This window comes from Nonomuraea dietziae (assembly GCF_014195505.1).
Classification (GTDB): Bacteria; Actinomycetota; Actinomycetes; order Streptosporangiales; family Streptosporangiaceae; genus Nonomuraea; species Nonomuraea roseola.
In genome coordinates, this window is record NZ_JACIBV010000001.1 from 7,317,826 (window position 1) to 7,334,405 (window position 16,580).

General features: G+C 71.7%; 15 protein-coding genes. 10 read left to right on the top strand and 5 right to left on the bottom strand.

Features of this window, described 5'->3' with window-relative positions:
- Positions 1-73 precede the first annotated feature (73 nt).
- Complete coding sequence (locus FHR33_RS52900; protein ID WP_183657045.1) at positions 74-2,593, bottom strand: LuxR C-terminal-related transcriptional regulator; 2,520 nt, start codon at positions 2,591-2,593, stop codon at positions 74-76.
- 65 nt (positions 2,594-2,658) lie between these two features.
- On the opposite strand from FHR33_RS52900, the gene FHR33_RS34965 reads away from it, so the two are divergent.
- The 7 genes from FHR33_RS34965 (at position 2,659) to FHR33_RS34995 (ending at position 10,329) form a co-directional block, all read left to right on the top strand.
- Positions 2,659-3,702: a phosphotransferase gene (locus FHR33_RS34965; RefSeq protein WP_183657048.1), complete on the top strand. Its 1,044-nt coding sequence runs from the start codon at positions 2,659-2,661 to the stop codon at positions 3,700-3,702.
- 126 nt (positions 3,703-3,828) lie between these two features.
- Complete coding sequence (locus FHR33_RS34970) at positions 3,829-4,902, top strand: Gfo/Idh/MocA family protein (protein ID WP_183657050.1); 1,074 nt, start codon at positions 3,829-3,831, stop codon at positions 4,900-4,902.
- 2 nt (positions 4,903-4,904) lie between these two features.
- Entirely contained in the window at positions 4,905-6,335 is a 1,431-nt protein-coding gene (locus FHR33_RS34975) for a sugar ABC transporter ATP-binding protein (protein WP_221242289.1), read from the top strand.
- A complete protein-coding gene (locus FHR33_RS34980; RefSeq protein WP_183657052.1) occupies positions 6,332-7,372 on the top strand; it encodes an ABC transporter permease in 1,041 nt (346 codons plus the stop codon). Before FHR33_RS34975 ends, FHR33_RS34980 begins: the two co-directional genes overlap by 4 nt.
- On the top strand, positions 7,369-8,307 hold the full coding sequence (locus tag FHR33_RS34985) for an ABC transporter permease (protein ID WP_183657053.1): 939 nt from the start codon (positions 7,369-7,371) through the stop codon (positions 8,305-8,307). The genes FHR33_RS34980 and FHR33_RS34985 overlap by 4 nt, the downstream gene beginning before the upstream one ends.
- A complete protein-coding gene (locus tag FHR33_RS34990; RefSeq protein ID WP_183657054.1) occupies positions 8,294-9,517 on the top strand; it encodes an ABC transporter substrate-binding protein in 1,224 nt (407 codons plus the stop codon). Before FHR33_RS34985 ends, FHR33_RS34990 begins: the two co-directional genes overlap by 14 nt.
- The gene (locus tag FHR33_RS34995; RefSeq protein WP_183657055.1) at positions 9,469-10,329 is read left to right on the top strand and encodes a sugar phosphate isomerase/epimerase family protein; all 861 of its coding nucleotides are present in this window, start codon (positions 9,469-9,471) and stop codon (positions 10,327-10,329) included. The genes FHR33_RS34990 and FHR33_RS34995 overlap by 49 nt, the downstream gene beginning before the upstream one ends.
- A gap of 194 nt (positions 10,330-10,523) precedes the next feature.
- Here the strand turns inward: FHR33_RS34995 and FHR33_RS35000 are convergent, their stop codons facing one another.
- The gene (locus tag FHR33_RS35000) at positions 10,524-10,937 is read right to left on the bottom strand and encodes a DUF1664 domain-containing protein (protein ID WP_183657056.1); all 414 of its coding nucleotides are present in this window, start codon (positions 10,935-10,937) and stop codon (positions 10,524-10,526) included.
- A 218-nt stretch (positions 10,938-11,155) separates the two neighbouring features.
- On the opposite strand from FHR33_RS35000, the gene FHR33_RS35005 reads away from it, so the two are divergent.
- Both FHR33_RS35005 and FHR33_RS35010 read left to right on the top strand, forming a co-directional pair.
- Entirely contained in the window at positions 11,156-11,746 is a 591-nt protein-coding gene (locus FHR33_RS35005; RefSeq protein WP_183657058.1) for a cysteine hydrolase family protein, read from the top strand.
- The gene (locus FHR33_RS35010; RefSeq protein WP_183657061.1) at positions 11,746-12,489 is read left to right on the top strand and encodes an SDR family NAD(P)-dependent oxidoreductase; all 744 of its coding nucleotides are present in this window, start codon (positions 11,746-11,748) and stop codon (positions 12,487-12,489) included. The genes FHR33_RS35005 and FHR33_RS35010 overlap by 1 nt, the downstream gene beginning before the upstream one ends.
- Before the next feature lie 2 nt (positions 12,490-12,491).
- Here FHR33_RS35010 and FHR33_RS35015 read toward each other — a convergent pair whose 3' ends face one another.
- On the bottom strand, positions 12,492-13,613 hold the full coding sequence (locus FHR33_RS35015; protein ID WP_183660476.1) for a serine hydrolase domain-containing protein: 1,122 nt from the start codon (positions 13,611-13,613) through the stop codon (positions 12,492-12,494).
- A 31-nt stretch (positions 13,614-13,644) separates the two neighbouring features.
- On the opposite strand from FHR33_RS35015, the gene FHR33_RS35020 reads away from it, so the two are divergent.
- Positions 13,645-14,547, top strand: coding sequence for a cyclase family protein (locus FHR33_RS35020; protein ID WP_183657064.1), 903 nt, complete (start codon positions 13,645-13,647; stop codon positions 14,545-14,547).
- Here the strand turns inward: FHR33_RS35020 and FHR33_RS35025 are convergent.
- Together FHR33_RS35025 and FHR33_RS35030 are read right to left on the bottom strand one after the other, a co-directional pair.
- Entirely contained in the window at positions 14,525-15,124 is a 600-nt protein-coding gene (locus FHR33_RS35025; protein WP_183657067.1) for a TetR/AcrR family transcriptional regulator, read from the bottom strand. The two genes, FHR33_RS35020 and FHR33_RS35025, sit on opposite strands and share 23 nt — an antisense overlap.
- 39 nt (positions 15,125-15,163) lie before the next feature.
- Positions 15,164-16,576, bottom strand: coding sequence for a glycosyltransferase family 39 protein (locus tag FHR33_RS35030; protein WP_183657070.1), 1,413 nt, complete (start codon positions 16,574-16,576; stop codon positions 15,164-15,166).
- Positions 16,577-16,580: the final 4 nt, after the last annotated feature.

Below are 16,580 nucleotides of genomic sequence, written 5' to 3' on the forward strand. Positions count from 1 at the left end.
CTTCTATGGTTCATTACTCCTGTAATGAACCATAGAAGGCATGGGAGAGCGCGTCAACCGAGGGAGCGGGGGCTCAGCCGAGAAGCAGGTCGGCCAGGGCGGTGCGGTCGCTGACGCCGGTCTTCTCGTAGACGGCGTAGAGAGTGTTGGCGACGGTCCTGATCGACACGACCAGGCGCTCGGCGATCTCCCTGTTGGTCAGGCCCTGCGCGGCGAGAAGGGCGATCTCGCGCTGGCGCGGGGTCAGCTCGGGTACGTCGAGATCGAGCAGGGCGGGGGTGCGGGCGCCCTGGCAGCGGCGCGACAGCGCCCACGCCCTGGTCCGCGCGGCCTGGGCGGCGCGGGTCATCCCCCTGTCGCGGTACCGGCGGGCGGCCTGGGCGGCGGCCTCGGCGGCGTGCAGGATCAGGCCGAGGCGCTCGAACTCCAGGGACACCGCGTCGAGCTCGGCGCCGGTGCCCGCGCCGGCGTGCCTGGCGAACAGCGCGACCAGCGGGCCCTCACCGATGATGCGGGAGGCGACCAGCGAAGGGCGGCCCAGCCGTACGACGTCGTGGAGGAGGAAGGGCGTCTGGACGGGTAGCGCCTGGTCGGCCAGCGCGAGCAGGGCCGCGATGGCCCCCGCGACGTCGCCCCTGGCGGCCAGCGTCCAGGCCATGGCCTGACGCAGGGGGACGACCACGGGAGGCCCGAGCGGCAGCCCGGTGGCCTCGGCTCTGGCCAGCGCCTCCTCTGCCGCGTCGAGCTGACCGAGCAGGGCGTGCGCCTGGGCGAGCTCGCCCAGGCAGAACCCCGCCCACACGCCTCGCGAGGGCAGCCGGGCGGCCGCCTCGCGGCCGGCGGACAGGGCGTCGGCGACGCGTCCCCTCAGCCTGAGCGCCCTCGCCCGGTAGGTGCCGAACTCGACGACCGCCCGTGCCCACGCGCCGAACTCGCCGTCGAGCCTGCGCCCCTGGTCGGCGTGGTGCTCGGCGGTGTCGAGATCGCCCAGGTACAGCGCGGCCTGGGTGGCGGCGTCGAGCAGCGCGGCCCGCAGGCTCGGCAGCGCGTGGGCCGCACTGTCGAGCGCGGCCCCGGTGCGGGCGACCACCTCCAGACTCTCCGTGGCGCGCCCCTTCGCGGCCAGGATGGTGGCCTCCGTGGTGCCGAACGCCCTGACGTTGCGGGGCTCGACGCAGGGTCCCATCGTCATCGTCGAGCGGAGCGTGGCCGCGGCCTTGTCCAGATCCCCGACGAACGCCTCGATCGAGGCCCTGGTGCCCCGCGCCCCCTGCCGCGCGTCGAGCGCGGAGACCGAGTGCTCGGTCTCCTCCAGCAGCTCCAGCGCCCGCCCGACCTCGCCGAGCCCCCAGCAGAGGTTGAACGCCCTGTAGACCCCGCAGGTGGTGCGCGAGTAGTCGTCCATCTCGAGGCCCCACGCCGCGGCGAACACCTCCTCCGACTCGCGGTAGCGGTCGGCGTAGAACAGGACGGTGCCCAGGGCCATGGCGGCGGGCAGGCCACCGCCCGCGTCGGCCGCCGCGCGGGCCAGCCGCTCGGCCAGCTCCAGGTCGCGGACCATCCTGGCCCTGTCGCACGCGGCCAGCAGCAGGCCAGGCTCGGCGACGGGCCCGCTGTCGAGGCGCCAGACGGCCACTCTCACCACGTCCTCGCGACGGCGTAACCCCGTGGCCGTGACGGTGTCGGCCAGCCTGCGCAGCAGCTTGCGGGCACGAAGGGTGCCGCAGCCGTGCCTGATGACCTCGCCGTACAGCGGATGGGCCAGGCGCACCTGCAGGCGGCGGCCTTCGAAGTCGACGGTCACCAGCTGGCGCTCCTCCAGCCGCTCGACCGCGGCCGAGGCGGCCAGCTCGGACAGCAGGTCGGCGCCGAGCGGCTCGCCGTAGGCGAGGTACTCCAGCACCTCCCTTTCGTCCGGAGTCAGGCCGCCGATGCGGCCCGCGATCGTGTCGCGCAGCGAAGGCGTGATCGCCAGCGGCCCGCGCCACCGCCACACCCCTCCGCTCTCGGTCAGCACCCCTGACAGCACCAGCTCGCGCAGGTAGAGGACGTTGCCCCTGCTGGCCTGCCACAGCCTGGTCACCGCGCTCTGTTCCACGGTGCCGCCGAGCGCCCGCTCCAGGATCGCGGCGCTCTCCTGCGCGGTCAGCGGGGCCAGCTCCATGCGCGGCAGCAGGTCCTCCTTCCACAGCGCCCGCACCGCGTCGGGCACGGGCGTCTCCGTGCGCAGCGTGGCGATCACCCTGGTACGGCCCCGCGTCACCAGATGGTGGACGAGCGCGGCTGAGGCGCCGTCGAGCAGATGGGCGTCGTCCACCACGAGCACGGGCGCGCGCACCGCGTCGGCGGCCCAGCCGAGGGGGTTGCCGGAGGGAGGCGTGGAGGGCAGCAGCGCCGCGAAGGCCCCGAGCGGCAGCTCGGCCGCCGCCGCGGTGGCCCGCACCCAGGCCACCCCCTCCGCCTCGCGGACGGCCTGCGCCACCAGCCTGCTCTTGCCGACCCCCGGCGGCCCCACGACGACCAGGCCGCGGGCGGCCGACCTGATCTCGCTCAGCTGCGCCGCGCGGCCTGCGAAGGGCCACGACCGTGCCACTCTGGAAGGGTATTTGAGTAGGCCTTACTCATGCGAGGCGATCGCGAGGAGAGCAGGGTCGGACCATGGACGTCACGGAGTTGGTGAGACGGAGCCTGGGTGATCCGGAGGCGAGGATCGCCTCGCATCGCTCCGAGGCCCTCGCCCATCCGTCCGGCGCGCTGTCCACCGCCTCGCTGCGCCGCGTCAGCGGCACCACCACGGGCGGCGCCGCCTGGTCGTTCATCGTGAAGTCGATCAGGTCGGTGCGCCACCTGCCGGGGATCGAGGAGGTGCCGGAGGAAGCCAGGGAGGCGGCGATCGCCAACTTCCCGTGGCGCGCCGACCTCGACGTCTACCTGTCGGGCATGGAGCTGCCCAAGGGCCTGCGCCTGCCGCGCCTGCACCACCTGGAGGACCTGGGCGACGAGCGGTATGTGATGTGGCTGGAGGACGTCCCCGTCGACCGCGCGCCGTGGGACCTCGACCGCTACAGGGCCGCCGCCAGGCTGCTGGGGGAGCTGGCCGCCATGCACCCCGCCGCGGGCCCCTGCCCGGGGCTGCGGTACTACGTCGACGGGCCCGTCGCGAACGTGTTCCTGCCCGCCCTGCGCGACCCTGGCTTCTGGCGTCATCCGCTGGTGGCCTCCCACGCCGATCCGCTGCTGCGCTCGGACCTGATGGCGTTGACGGGGCGGATCGAGCCGCTCGTCGAAGCCGTCGGCGAGCTGCCGCACACGCTCTCGCACGGCGACGCCTGCCCCGCCAACCTGCTGGTCCCCGCCGACGGCTCGGCGGAGTTCGTGGCGATCGACTGGAGCTGGCCGTACCCGACGTGCGTGGGCTTCGACCTGAACCAGCTGCTGGTCGGCGGGGCGCACGCGGGCGAGCTCACGGCCGCCGAGCTGCCGGCCGTCCACGAGGCGATCGAGGCGGCGTACGTGGAGGGTTCGGGCTTCGACCCCACCGAGGTCGCCTACGGCTACGCGGCCACGCTGGTGCTGTGCAGCGCGTGGACGGCCCTGCCGTTCGAACGGCTCGGCGAGGAGCCCACGCCCGAGCTGCACGAGCTGTTCCGCAGGAGAGCGGGCCTGGCCAGGTTCATCGTGGACGTGGGCAGAGGGCTCTAGCGCAGGAGCCGGACACGGCTACCTCCTCCATGTGCGGCTCATCGGTGCATAGCGCCCTACTCTTCTGCCGTAAAGAGCGGACTTTTGCTTGACCGTCGTCATAATCACGATCTACGATCCCGAAACATGAGGGACATAAGCCGGTTATCGGCTGATAACCCCAGGGTAGGCATCATCGGGACCGGCTTCATGGGCGGCGTGCACGCCAGGTCCGCTCGCCTGGCCGGGGCCACGATCGTCGGCGTCGCGGGTTCGCGCCCCGGCAAGTCACAGGGTCCCCACTCCTCGGCGGACGAGCTCATCGAGTCGGGTGAGATCGACCTGGTTCACATCTGCACGCCCAACCACCTGCACGCCCCGCTCACGCTCAAGGCACTGGCCGCGGGCGTGGCGGTGATCTGCGAGAAGCCCCTGGCCACCGACGCCGAGACGGCCGCGCTGATGGCGGCCCGCGCCGCCGAGGCGGGCCTGGTGGCCACCGTCCCGTTCGTCTACCGCTTCCACGCGATGGTCCGCGAGGCCAGGCACAGGGTGGCGCGCGGCGACGTCGGCAGGGTCAGCCTGGTCCACGGCAGCTACCTGCAGGACTGGCTGCTGCGTCCCGAGGACGACAACTGGCGGGTCGACCCCGAGCTCGGCGGGCCGAGCCGCACCTTCGCCGACATCGGCTCGCACTGGTGCGACCTGGCCGAGTTCGTCACCGGCGAGCGCATCGCCGCGGTGTCGGCCCAGACCGGCGTGGTCCAGCGCGAGCGGGCAGGCCACGCCCCCGTGCTGACCGAGGACGTCGTCACGGTCCAGTTCCGTACGACGGGCGGCGCGCTCGGCTCCGTCACCACCAGCCAGGTCTCGCCAGGGCGCAAGAACCGGCTGTTCCTCGAGGTGTCGGGGACCGAGCAGAGCCTCGCCTTCGACCAGGAGGAGCCGGAGAAGCTGTGGGTCGGGCAGCGGAGCGGCTCCATGGCGCTCGTACGTGACCCCGCGACACTGTCACCGCAGGCGCTGCCGTACTCACCGTTGCCCTCGGGACACGCGCAGGGCTACCACGAGTGCTTCGACGCCTTCGTCGCCGACAGCTATGCCGCCCTGCGCGGCGAGCACCGCGACGGCCTGCCCACCTTCGAGGACGGCGCCCGCGCCGCCCGCGTCTGCGACGCGGTCCTCGCCTCCGCGGCGTCGGGGCGGTGGGCCGAGTGCTGAGCATGACCGGCATCGGCAAGAGCTTCCTCGGCGTCCGGGTGCTCGCGGAGGTGGACCTGGCCGTCGCGGCGGGGCAGGTCCACGCGGTGGTCGGCGAGAACGGCGCGGGCAAGTCCACGCTGATGAAGATCCTCGCAGGCGTGCACGCCCCCGACACCGGGACGATCACGATCGACGGCAGGCAGGTCTCCTTCGGGCACCCGCTCGACGCCCAGCGTGCCGGGGTGGCCATCATCTACCAGGAGTTCACCCTGCTGCCCGAGCGCAGCGTCGCGGAGAACGTCTTCCTCGGCAGGGAGCCGCTGCGGCGCGGGCTCGTCGACCGCGCGGCGATGGACACGGCGACCGCCTCGCTCCTCGCGGGCCTCGGCGAGGACTCCTTCGGCCCCCGCGATCCCGTCAAACGGCTGTCGGTGGCCCAGCAGCAGGTCGTCGAGATCGTCAAGGCGCTGTCGCTCGACGCGCGCATCGTGGTGATGGACGAGCCCACGGCCGCCCTCGCCGAGCACGAGGTCGAACTGCTCTACCGGCTGGTGCGCCGATTACAGGAACGCGGGATCGCGGTGCTCTACATCTCCCACCGCCTGCGCGAGGTCTTCGACCTCGCCTCCGAGGTCACCGTGTTGAAGGACGGCCGTCTCGTCTCCACCGTGTCCACCTCCGAGGTCACCTCCGACGACCTGGTCCGCCTGATGGTCGGCCGTGATCTCGGCACCTACTTCCCCCCTCGCGCCTCCTCCGTGGGTGAGGTGCGGCTGAGCGTCACGGGCGGCGGCAACGAGCGCCTGGACGACATCACGCTCGAGCTCAGAGCGGGCGAGATCGTCGGCGTCGCGGGCCTGCAGGGCTCGGGCCGCTCGTCGCTGGCCAAGGCGATGTTCGGCGCCGCGCCCTTCACCAGGGGGACGATGACGCCGCTGCGGCCCCGCTCGGTGCGCGAGGCGGTGGCCGCGGGGATCGGCCTGGTCACCGAGGACCGCAAGGCCGAGGGGCTCGCCCTTCGGCAGTCGGTGCGCGACAACGCGCTGCTGGTGACGCGGGCCATCGGGCGGAAGGGCTCCTCCGTCCGCGACCTGCTGGAGCGGGTGCGCCTCTCACCCGCCCGCCCCTCACAGGAGGTCCTCTACCTGTCGGGCGGCAACCAGCAGAAGGTCGTCCTCGCCAAGTGGATGACGCTCGCCCCCGACGTGCTGCTGTTCGACGAGCCGACCAGAGGGGTGGACGTCGGGGCCAAGGCGGCCATCCACGACCTCATGCGCGAGCTGGCGGCCGACGGCATGGCGATCATGATGATCTCCTCGGAGCTGCCCGAGCTCATCGGGATGAGCGACCGCGTCGTGGTCCTGCGCGACGGCCGCGTCGCCGGGACCCTCCCCGCCGGCTCGTCGGAAGAGGACATCATCCGCCTGGCCGCGAGCGAGGAGGCGACATGAGCGACAACCTGCACACCACGCCCGCGCCCGAAGGCGTGGCCTTACCCGGCTCCCCCGGCGACCGGAAGGTGGGGCGCGCGAGACCCGGCCCGTGGTCCGGCCTCGGCTCCACCCAGGTCGTCTACCTCGCCCTGCTGGCCACGATCGTGGTCGGCTGGATCCTGGTCGCGATCGACGGCGGCAACCTGCTCACACTCGAGACCGTCGTCGGTGTCCAGCAGCGCAGCGCCGCCCTCGGCATCGTGGCCGTGGGACAGACGCTCGCCATCCTCGCTGGCTCCCTCGACCTGTCGGTCGCCTACCTGATCAGCCTCTCGTCCCTGGTCGCCGCCGAGATCATGGAGGCGGGCAGCGTGCCGGGGGCCATCACCGCCGTCATCGCGGTCAGCGCCCTGGTCGGCCTGGTCAACGGCGTGGTCATCACCAAGCTGAAGGTCCACGCCTTCATCGCCACGCTGGGCGTCGCCCTCATCATCAAGGGCGTCGTCGACCACCTCTACGACGGCCCCGCGGGACGCGTTCCCGAGTCCTTCCAGCACCTCGGCTACGACAGGGTCGGACCCGTGCCCGTCTCGGCGCTGCTGTGGGCGGCCGTGGCCGTCGCCGCGTGGTTCCTGCTCAGCAGGACCAGGTACGGCTACCGCGTCTACGCCGTCGGCGGCGACCCCGACGTGGCCAGGCTCTCGGGCGTGCGCACCGACAGGGTCGTCATCGTCACCCACATCCTGTGCTCGCTGTGCGCGGGCATCGCGGGGCTGCTGCTCGCCAGCAGGCTCGGCGCGGGAGCCCCCACCGTGGGCACCGACGGCGGCTACGACCTGGAGTCGATCGCCGCCGTCGTCCTCGGCGGCACGGCGCTGGCGGGCGGCAGGGGAGGGGTGGCGGGAACCGTCGGCGGCGTCCTGCTGCTGGCCGTCCTCGACAGCGTCTTCAACCAGCTCGAAGTCAACTCCTTCTTCAAGGACGTGGTGCGCGGCGTGGTGATCGTGGCGGCGGTGGCCGTCTACGCCCGTCGTGCGGGAAGGAAGCGGCTGTGAGGCGCGCTCTGCCGATCTTCGCGGTCCTGGCCGCGCTGCTGGTCGCCATCGCGGTGGCCAACCCGTTCTTCCTGGAGCCCGCCGGGTTCTTCGCCTTCGTCAAGAGGGCCGCGCCGCTGGTGATCCTAGCGGCGGGCCAGTACTTCGTGATCGTCTCCGGGGAGTTCGACCTGTCGGTCGGGTCGCTGGTGACGGTCGAGGTGGTAGTCGCCGCCCGTCTGATCGACGGCGACGAGGCGGCCACCTGGCCCGTCCTGGCGCTGGTGATCGTCATCGGCCTGCTGGTCGGGCTGGTCAACGGGGCCGTGACGACGCTGCTGCGGGTGCCGTCGTTCATCACCACGCTGGGCATGATGCTCGTGCTGTCCGGCGCGGTCTTCCTCTGGACGGGTGGCGCGCCGCGCGGGGCGCTCTCGCAGGCCTTCAGGGTCTTCGGGCGCGACACGCTGTGGTCCACGCTCATCCTGCTGGCCGTGGGCGTCGCCGCGGCGCTGATCATGCGGGCTGACTTCGGCCGCACGCTCATCGCCACGGGCGACAACGAGCGCGCGGCGGCCCTGTCGGGGGTCAGGGTCACCAGGGCACGGATCCTCGCCTTCGTGCTCTCCGGGCTGGCCGCGGCGGTCGCGGGCATCCTGCTCGGCGGCTTCGCGGGGGTCTCCGCCCAGGTCGGCCAGGGGTTGGAGTTCTCGGCCATCACCGCGGTCGTGCTCGGCGGCGTGGCGCTCGGCGGCGGCCGCGGCTCGGTCGTGGCGGCCATGGCCGGCGCCCTCACGCTGGAGGCGCTGTTCACCCTGCTCAACCTGTACGGCATCTCGGGCGCGCTGGAGTTCACCGTGCAGGGCGTCATCATCATCGCCGCCGTGGCGGCGGGAGCCGTACGGCTTCCCTTCCCCCTCACCCCCCGAAAAGGAGACGCACATGTCGCGTCCTAAGCCCTTCCTCGTCGCCCTGGCAGGGCTCGCATTACTCGCGGCCGCCTGTACCAGCGACAAACCGGCCACCACCGCCACCCAGGCCGCGACCTCGGCCGGCGCCTCCGCCGCGCCGTCCTCGGCGGCGTCCGCGGCGGGGACGGGCGAGCAGTCGAAGTTCTTCGTGCAGGCCGACTACGACGCCCAGCTCGCGATGCGCACCAAGACCGCGCAGGGACCCGCCGACAAGCCGTGGGAGCAGGCCATCGACCCCCAGATGGTCAGCACCTCCCAGTACAAGAAGAGCGGCGGCTATCACCTGTGCTTCTCCAACGCGGCCGTCAACAACCCGTGGCGGCAGGTCGGCTGGAAGAGCATGCAGGCCGAGGTGGCCCTGCACAAGGAGTTCACCACGTTCACCGCCCTGGACGCCGAGGGCAAGGACGACAAGCAGATCTCCGACATCGCCGAGCTGACCGGCAAGGGCTGTGACGCGCTGATCGTCTCGCCCAACACCACCGCCACCCTCACCCCCGCGGTGAAGGCCGCCTGCGGCAAGCTGCCGGTGATCGTCTTCGACCGCGGAGTGGAGACCGACTGCCCCGTCACCTTCATCAACCCCATCGGCGGCTACGCCTTCGGCGCCGACGGCGCGGAGTTCTTGGTGGAGAAGGTGCCCGCGGGCGGCAAGGTGCTCGCCCTGCGCATCCTGCCGGGCGTGGACGTCCTGGAGACCCGCTGGTCGGCGGCCAAGGCCACCTTCGACAAGAGCCGGCTGCAGGTCGTCGGCGTGGAGTTCACCGACGGCGACGCGGCCAAGACCAAGAGCATCGTCAGCGACTACATCGCCCGTCATGGCAAGCTGGACGGTGTGTGGATGGACGCGGGAGCCACCGCCGTCGCCGCGGTCGAGGCGTTCGAGGACGCGGGCGTGCCCGTCCCCGCCATGGTCGGCGAGGACCAGCAGGACTTCCTGCAGAAGTGGAAGCAGAACAACCTGACCGCCATCGCCCCCACCTACCCGACCTACCAGTGGCGCACCCCGGTCATCGCGGCGCTCAAGATCCTCAAGGGCGAGGAGGTGCCGAAGACCTGGAAGCTGCCCCAGCCGAAGATCACCGCGGAGAACCTCGACACCTACCTGCAGCCCAACATGCCGCCGCTGCACTACGCGCTGTGCGGATGCGAGAGCCTGCCCGGCTTCCCCGAGACCTGGGGCGGCAAGAAGTGAACCTGGGTGTCAACACCTGGGTGTGGACCTCGCCGCTGACCGACGGCGACCTGGAGGCGCTCGCGCCCCGGGTCGCCGGGTGGGGGTTCGACGTCATCGAACTGCCCGTCGAGCAGCCGGGCGACTGGGACCCGGCCAGGGCGGCCGACCTGCTCGCCTCGCTCGGCCTGCGCGCCTCCGTGGTGCTGGTTATGCCGCCGGGACGCGACCTGGTCGCCTCCGACACGGTCAGGGAGACCCAGGACTACCTCAGGCACTGCATGGACGTGGCCGAGATCGTCGGCTCACCCGTCATCGCGGGGCCCGCCTACAGCGCGGTCGGCCGTACGTGGAGGATGTCCGCGAGCGAGCGCGCGGCCGCCTACGCCGAGCTGCGCCAGAACCTCAAATCCGTCATCGACCACAGCGAGGTACGGCTGGCGGTCGAGCCGCTCAACCGCTACGAGACGAGCCTGCTCAACACCGTCGAGCAGGCGCTGGAGGCGCTGCCCGAGCGCGCCGGACTGACCCTCGACATCTATCACCTGAACATCGAGGAGAAGGACCCCGCGGCGGCCGTACGGCTGGCCGCGGGCAGGATCGCGCACGTCCAGGTCTGCGGCACCGACAGGGGAACCCCCGGTCAGGACCGCTTCGACTGGCCCGCCTTCGTGGGGGCGCTGCGCGAGGTCTCCTACGGGGGGCCGCTGGTCATCGAGTCGTTCACCGCCCACAACCAGACGATCGCCACCGCCGCCTCCATCTGGAGGCCGCTGGCGCCCAGCCAGGACGCTCTCGCCGTCGATGGGCTGGCCTTCCTCCGCACCCTCTAACGGAGACCCGCCATGCGTCGTGTTCGTGCTGCCCTCATCCTGCCGTTCCTCCCCGGTGACGACCACCGCCTTCGCCCCGCCCAACTCCGCGGGCTGGAACAGCGGCGACGCCGACCCGGTCATCTCCACCCTCAAGTGACAGCGTGACGGAGCCCCCGGCCGGACGCGCGGCCGGGGGCTCCGTCATGTCGCGATCAGGCGGGAATCCTCCGCTGCAGGTCGATGAGGATCTCCATCGCGGTGGTGTTGAACTCGGTCTGGCTGGCCTTGAACTCCGTGAGTTCGGTCCTGACCTCGGTCACTTCCGTCTTGACCTCGGTCACTTCCGTCTTGACCTCGGCCACTTCGGTCCTGACCTCGGCCACTTCGGTCCTGACCTCGGCCACTTCGGTCCTGACCTCCGCCACTTCGGTCCTGACCTCGGCCAGGTCGTCCTTGAACTGGGCCAGTTCGGCCTTGACCTCGGCCTTGAACTCCTTGAGGTTGTTCGCCACCCCGTTGATCCGGTGGGTGACGTCCTCCAGCCCCTGCATCATGTCGGCCCTCGACGCGATCACGGCGTTCTCGATGTCCGTGACGAACTGGAGGCCGGATTCCTTGATGCCCATCATGCTCTCCCTCTACGGTGGGGGAGGGACCTGGACGGTAACGGCGTTCAGGTCCCCGTTCGTGTGTTCTAACGCTAGCGGATGACCGCGCGGCTCGACCGAGAAATGACGCGGTCTGTCATCGTGAAATCACCGCACGTCACCTCTTCTTCCACAAGGTAGGAGAGATGTTACTCTTGGCGCACCAAGCAAGCGCTCGAGCACGCGCGGAGGCGTCGATGGAACGCACGGCCGTCCTGGTGATGGAGATGCAGCGCGGCGTCGTCGGCGATGTCACGAGATTTCCCGAGCTGGTGGCGGTGTGCGACAAGCGGAGAGTGGTCGCCAACGCCGCCGAGGTGCTGCGCGGGGCGAGAAGCGCGGGCGTGCCGGTGATCCACTGCACGGCGGCCTTCCGCGCCGACAGGGCGGGCTCGCACACCCGCAACAGCCCCTTCCTCGCCCACCTGCTCAAGGACCCCGCCCACATGCTGGAGGGCACAGCGGCCGTCGAGGTGCTGCCCGAGCTGTGGGAGCCGGGCGATCTGGAGAGCCGCCGCCATCACGGGTTCTCGCCGTTCACCGGCACCAGCCTGGACATGACGCTGAGGTCGCTGGACGTGACGCGGGTGGTGGCCGTCGGGGTGTCGCTGAACCTCGGCATCCAGGGCCTGGCGATCGAGGCGGTCAATCTCGGCTACCGGGTCACCGTCGTCACCGACGCCGTGGCGGGCATCCCCGACGACTACGCGCAGGCCGTCCTCGACCACACGATCGGCCTGCTGGCGACCAGGGTGACGGCCGCTCGGGTCTGGGAGGCGGGCCGGTGATGGACGGTATGCGGCTGGACGGCAGGAGCGCGGTGGTCACCGGGGGAGCGGGTGCGATCGGGGCGGCCATCTGCGCCGACCTGGCCGCGCTCGGCGCCCGCGTGGTGGTCGCGGACGTCGAGAGGGAGGGCGCGGCGAAGGTCGCGCAGGCGCTGCCCGCGGGCCTGGGCACGGCGCGCCGCGTCGACCTGGCCGACCCCGCGTCGATCGAGGAGTTCTGCGCAGCGGCGGGCGCCGTGGACATCCTCGTCAACAACGCGGGCCTCTCGATCGTCGAGCCGTTCACCGGCAGCGACCCCGCGCACTGGGACCTCATGTGGCGGGTCAACCTGCGCGCCCCCATGCTCATGACGAAGCTGCTCCTGCCGGGGATGGTCGAGCGCGGGTGGGGGCGGCTGGTGTTCGTCTCCTCCGACGGCGCGAGGGCGGGCTCGGGCGGGGAGGGCGCCTACGCCGCGACGAAGGCGGGGCTGTTCGGGCTGGCCAAGACGCTGGCGAGGGAGGCCGCGAAGGGCGAGGTCACCTCCAACGTCGTCTGCCCGGGCCCGACGGACACCCCGATGCTGAGGAGGGTCGCCGAGCAGGAGCCGGGACTCGTGGAGAAGATCGCCAGGGGCATCCCGCTGCGCAGGCTCGGCGAGCCCGAGGACGTCGCGGGACTGGTGGCCTACCTGTGCACCGAACGCGCCGCCTACATCACGGGGCAGACGCTGTCGGTCAGCGGCGGGGTGACGATGCAGTGAGCTCAGAGCGCGTCGTAGACCGCCTTCGTCAGCTCCCACGCCGCCGTGCCGCCCGCGAAGGCCGCCGACATCTCGTTCATGGTGTAGGCGATGGCCAGGCCGCGCGCTGGGTCGGCCAGGCCGAGGAAGCCCCCCATGCCGGCATGGCCGAAGGCGGTGGGCGCGAAGGGCGCGAACCCCTCGGAGGGCAGCATGAACCCGAGCCCGAACGAGGTGTCGACCAGAAGGACCCTGTCGCGACCGGAGACCCTGGGGCGCAGGGCGTCGCGAAGGGTGCCCGGCTGGAGGATCTCGCCGGCGATGAGCGCCCGGTAGAAGCCGGACAGCGCCCTCGCCGTGGTGACCAGGCCCATGGCGGGCCAGCCCGCGCGCAGGAGGTCGGGGTGGTTGGCGCCGCCCTTCAGCCTGTGCACGCCGGGATTGCCGAGCGCCCTGTTCATCAGGCTGTTCGGATCGCGCGCCGCCTGCTCGGCCTCGCTGGGCGGCTCGCTCTCCGCGAGGGGCGCGGCCTCGGTGAGGCCCTGCTGGGACGGGCCGGAGCGAGGGCCGGCGGACAGGCGGGCGGCTCTGGCGATCACGTCGTCGGGCGCGCCGAGCCACAGGTCGAGGCGCAGCGGCCCCGCGATCTCCGCGGCCACCAGCTCGCCGACCGACTTGCCCGTCACCCTGCGCACCACCTCGCCGACCAGGAACCCGTAGGTCAGCGCGTGGTAGCCGTGGGCGCTACCCGGCTCCCACAGCGGCGACTGGCGCGCCAGCCTGGCGGCGATGGCGGCCTGGTCGCCGTACTCCTCGACAGGCACCCGCTCCTCGATCGCCGGCAGCCCCGCCTGGTGGGTGAGCAGGTGCTCCACCGTGACCTCGGGAGAGGAGAACTCCGGCCACAGTGCGGCCACCGGCGTCGACAGCTCGAACAGCCCGCGCTCGACCAGCAGCAGGGCGACGGTCGCGGTCACCGCCTTGGTGCAGGAGTAGGAAAGGACGGGCGTGTCCGCCTCCCACGGCCTGCCGGTGCGCCGGTCGGCGACGCCGCCCCACAGGTCCACCACCAGCTCGCCGTCGACATGGACGGCGAAGGCCGCACCCAGCCCCATCTGCCGCGCGAACACGTCGTCCAGTCGCATGGACACCTCTCTGATGAAAGGAAGCGCTTGCTTGGTAACCGAGCCTAACAACTGGGGCCGCTTCGGCACAGACGACCAGCGCGGCACGCTGAACCTGCTCACCCCGGCCACGGTGCTCGACGCCCTCGCCGGCGCGAGGACCGGCCAGGTGCTCAACCTGGCGATGCCGATCAGGGGCGCCACCTCCTCGGCCGCCCCCACGACCGTCCCGCACCTGCGCGGCCGTCCGCTGCCGCAGCACTTCATGTCCGTGGACGGCGGCGACTACGCGGCCGGGGCCAGGGCGATCGGGGCGGGCCTGCGGATGGCCGACGACGCGCTGATCGTCACCCACCACGGCACCACGACCCACATGGACGCGCTGTGCCACATGTGGGAGGGCGACCAGCTCTACAACGGCCACCCCGCCGCCAGGGTCCGCTCGTACGGCGCCGCCCGCTGCGGCATCGAGCAGGTCGGCGGGATCGTGGCGCGAGGGGTGTTCTTCGACGTGCCGCGCCACCTGGGCATGGCGCATCTGCCGGTGGACTTCAGGATCGGGGCGGCGCTGCTGGAGGAGATCGGTCCTGGGCTGCGGCAGGGCGACGTGGCGGTGATCCGCACCGGCTGGCCGCTGACCTGGCCCGACACCTACTGGAGCGGCCAGCCGGGCCTCGCGCCCGACGCGGGCCGCTGGCTGGCGGGGCGCGACGTGGCCGCGGTGGCCTGCGACAACGCCGCCATCGGCGGGCTGAACGCCGACCAGCTCGCCGACGAGAGCCTGGAGGACGACCTGCACCTCATCCTGCTCCACCGCCACGGCGTGCACCTGATCGAGATGCTGTGGCTGGAGGAGCTGGCTCAGGCGGGCCCCGCCGACTTCGTGCTGGTCGTGGCGCCGCTGAAGATCGAAGGAGGCACCGGCAGCCCGGTCAGCCCGCTGGCGATCCTGTGAGGTCGAGCACGCGAAGGGCCTGCGCGGCGGTGTCGCGCAGCCTGGCGGCGTCGTTCGACCCCTTGCCCATCAGGCGCAGCCCCTGCAGCACCGTGAGCAGGAACCTGGCCAGGGAGCGGGGGTCCTGGGCGCCGTCCAGCTCGCCCTGTTCCCGCGCCCTGGTCAGCGCCGCCGCGAGCGTGTTCTCGATGAAGTCCCAGTTGGACCCCACCCGCCTGGCCAGCTCCTCGTCGTGAGGGGCCAGCTCGACCGCGGTGTTGACCACCAGGCAGCCGCGGTGGGCGCTGTCGTGCGCGGCCTCGTCGGCGAACCTTCTCACCAGCTCCCGTACGGCGGGCAGCACCGGCCCCTGGCCGGACAGGAGGCCCTCGAAGTCGATGCCCTGCTCCAGGTAGCGCTCGTAGGCCTTCAGGTAGAGCTCGCGCTTGCCGCCGAAGGTGGCGTAGATGCTCGCCCTGCCGATGCCGAGGTGCTGGACGAGGTCGGACATGGAGGTGGCCTCGTACCCCCGCTGCCAGAACAGCTCCATAGCGGCCTGCAGCGCCTGGTCGGGATCGAACTCCTTGGTCCTGGCCATGGCCAGAACCTAGGCTTTATTGGAACGCTCTGTCAAATATCAGCTGTACTCCTGGAAGCGGGGCCAGGCCGTGCGCCATGGCGTCCTGAGGCCCTTGCACACCAGCACGGGCAGGCCGAGGAACTCGTTGTCCACGCCCGCCTCGTTGCTCACCCTGCCGTGCTCCACGCAGCTCTGGAAGAGCCTTTCCATGCGCCTGCGTGGATACTTCACCACCACGGCCACGTCGGCGCTCTCGGGCGGCGGGCCGTACAGGTGGAGCTGGTTGTGTCCGCTGTAGACCGGCGGCAGGTCGCCTGCCAGGTGGAGGGCGCCCGCCTCGCCGTAGCTGCCTGCAAGCAGCATCGCGCGGGCGCGCTCCTCGGGGGTCAGCGTGCCCACGGCGGCGCGGACCGCTCCGGTGAACTCCGGCCAGCCGATCGACTCTCTGACGACCTCGTTGACCTGCGGAATCGGGGTCATGCTCACCACCGACACCGGGATCACCGGCAGTGCGAAGATCGCGCAGAACGTGCCGTTGACCGCCAGCGAGGGGCCGAGCCCGTTCGTCACGCCCGCGCAGAACAGCAGGATGATCAGCCCGGCGGTGTAGTCGAACCGGCCGCCGCTGATCAGCGTCAGCGCCGCGGCGACCGGGTAGGCGAACGCGAGGCAGCGCAGCCGCTCGTCACGCCACAGCCGCAGCCAGCCACGCGCGGCGACGAAGGCCACCACGGGCCCGAACAGCACGATCTGCATCGGGACGAACAGCACGCGCATCTCCGCGCCCTTGTCCTCGCTCAGCGCGGCCGCCATCTCCAGCTGCGGCCAGCCGTTGACCGCCTGGAAGATCAGGTTGGGAGAGGCGATCAGCACCGCCAGCCCCGCGCCCGCCCACAGCCACGGATCGCGCAGGATCCTGCGCGGGCCCACCGCGAGCACACCCGCGGCCAGTCCGATGACCAGCAGCGCGATCAGGTGCTTGTTGTAGGTGGCCGCGCCGATGACCGCGCCCGCGGCCAGCCACCAGCGTCCCTCGCCTCTGAGCAGGACTCGCAGGACGAAAAGGATCGCCGCCGACCAGAGCGGCAGGTCGGCGCTGAGCGTCAGCAGCGAGTGGCCCGCGATCAAAGTGAACGCGCCGGTGCCGATGCCCGCCGCGGCCAGGATCTGCGCCCTGCGGTCGCCGCCCAGCTCGCGGCTGATCAGGCCGACCAGGAAGACGAGGATCGCCGTGCACACCAGTGCGGGGATCCTCAGCCCGGTCAGCGTGTCGCCGAACAGCGAGATCGACAGCCTGGCCAGCATCGGGGTGAGCGGAGGCTGGTCGACGTAGCCCCATGCGGGGTGCTCGGACAGCAACCGGAAGTACAGCTCGTCGCGGTGGTAGCCGTACAGCGGGGTGAGCGCGAGGAGCAGCGCCGACAGCAGGGCCGCGATGAGGGCGAGGGGACGCCAGGCTACGGGGGGCACATCG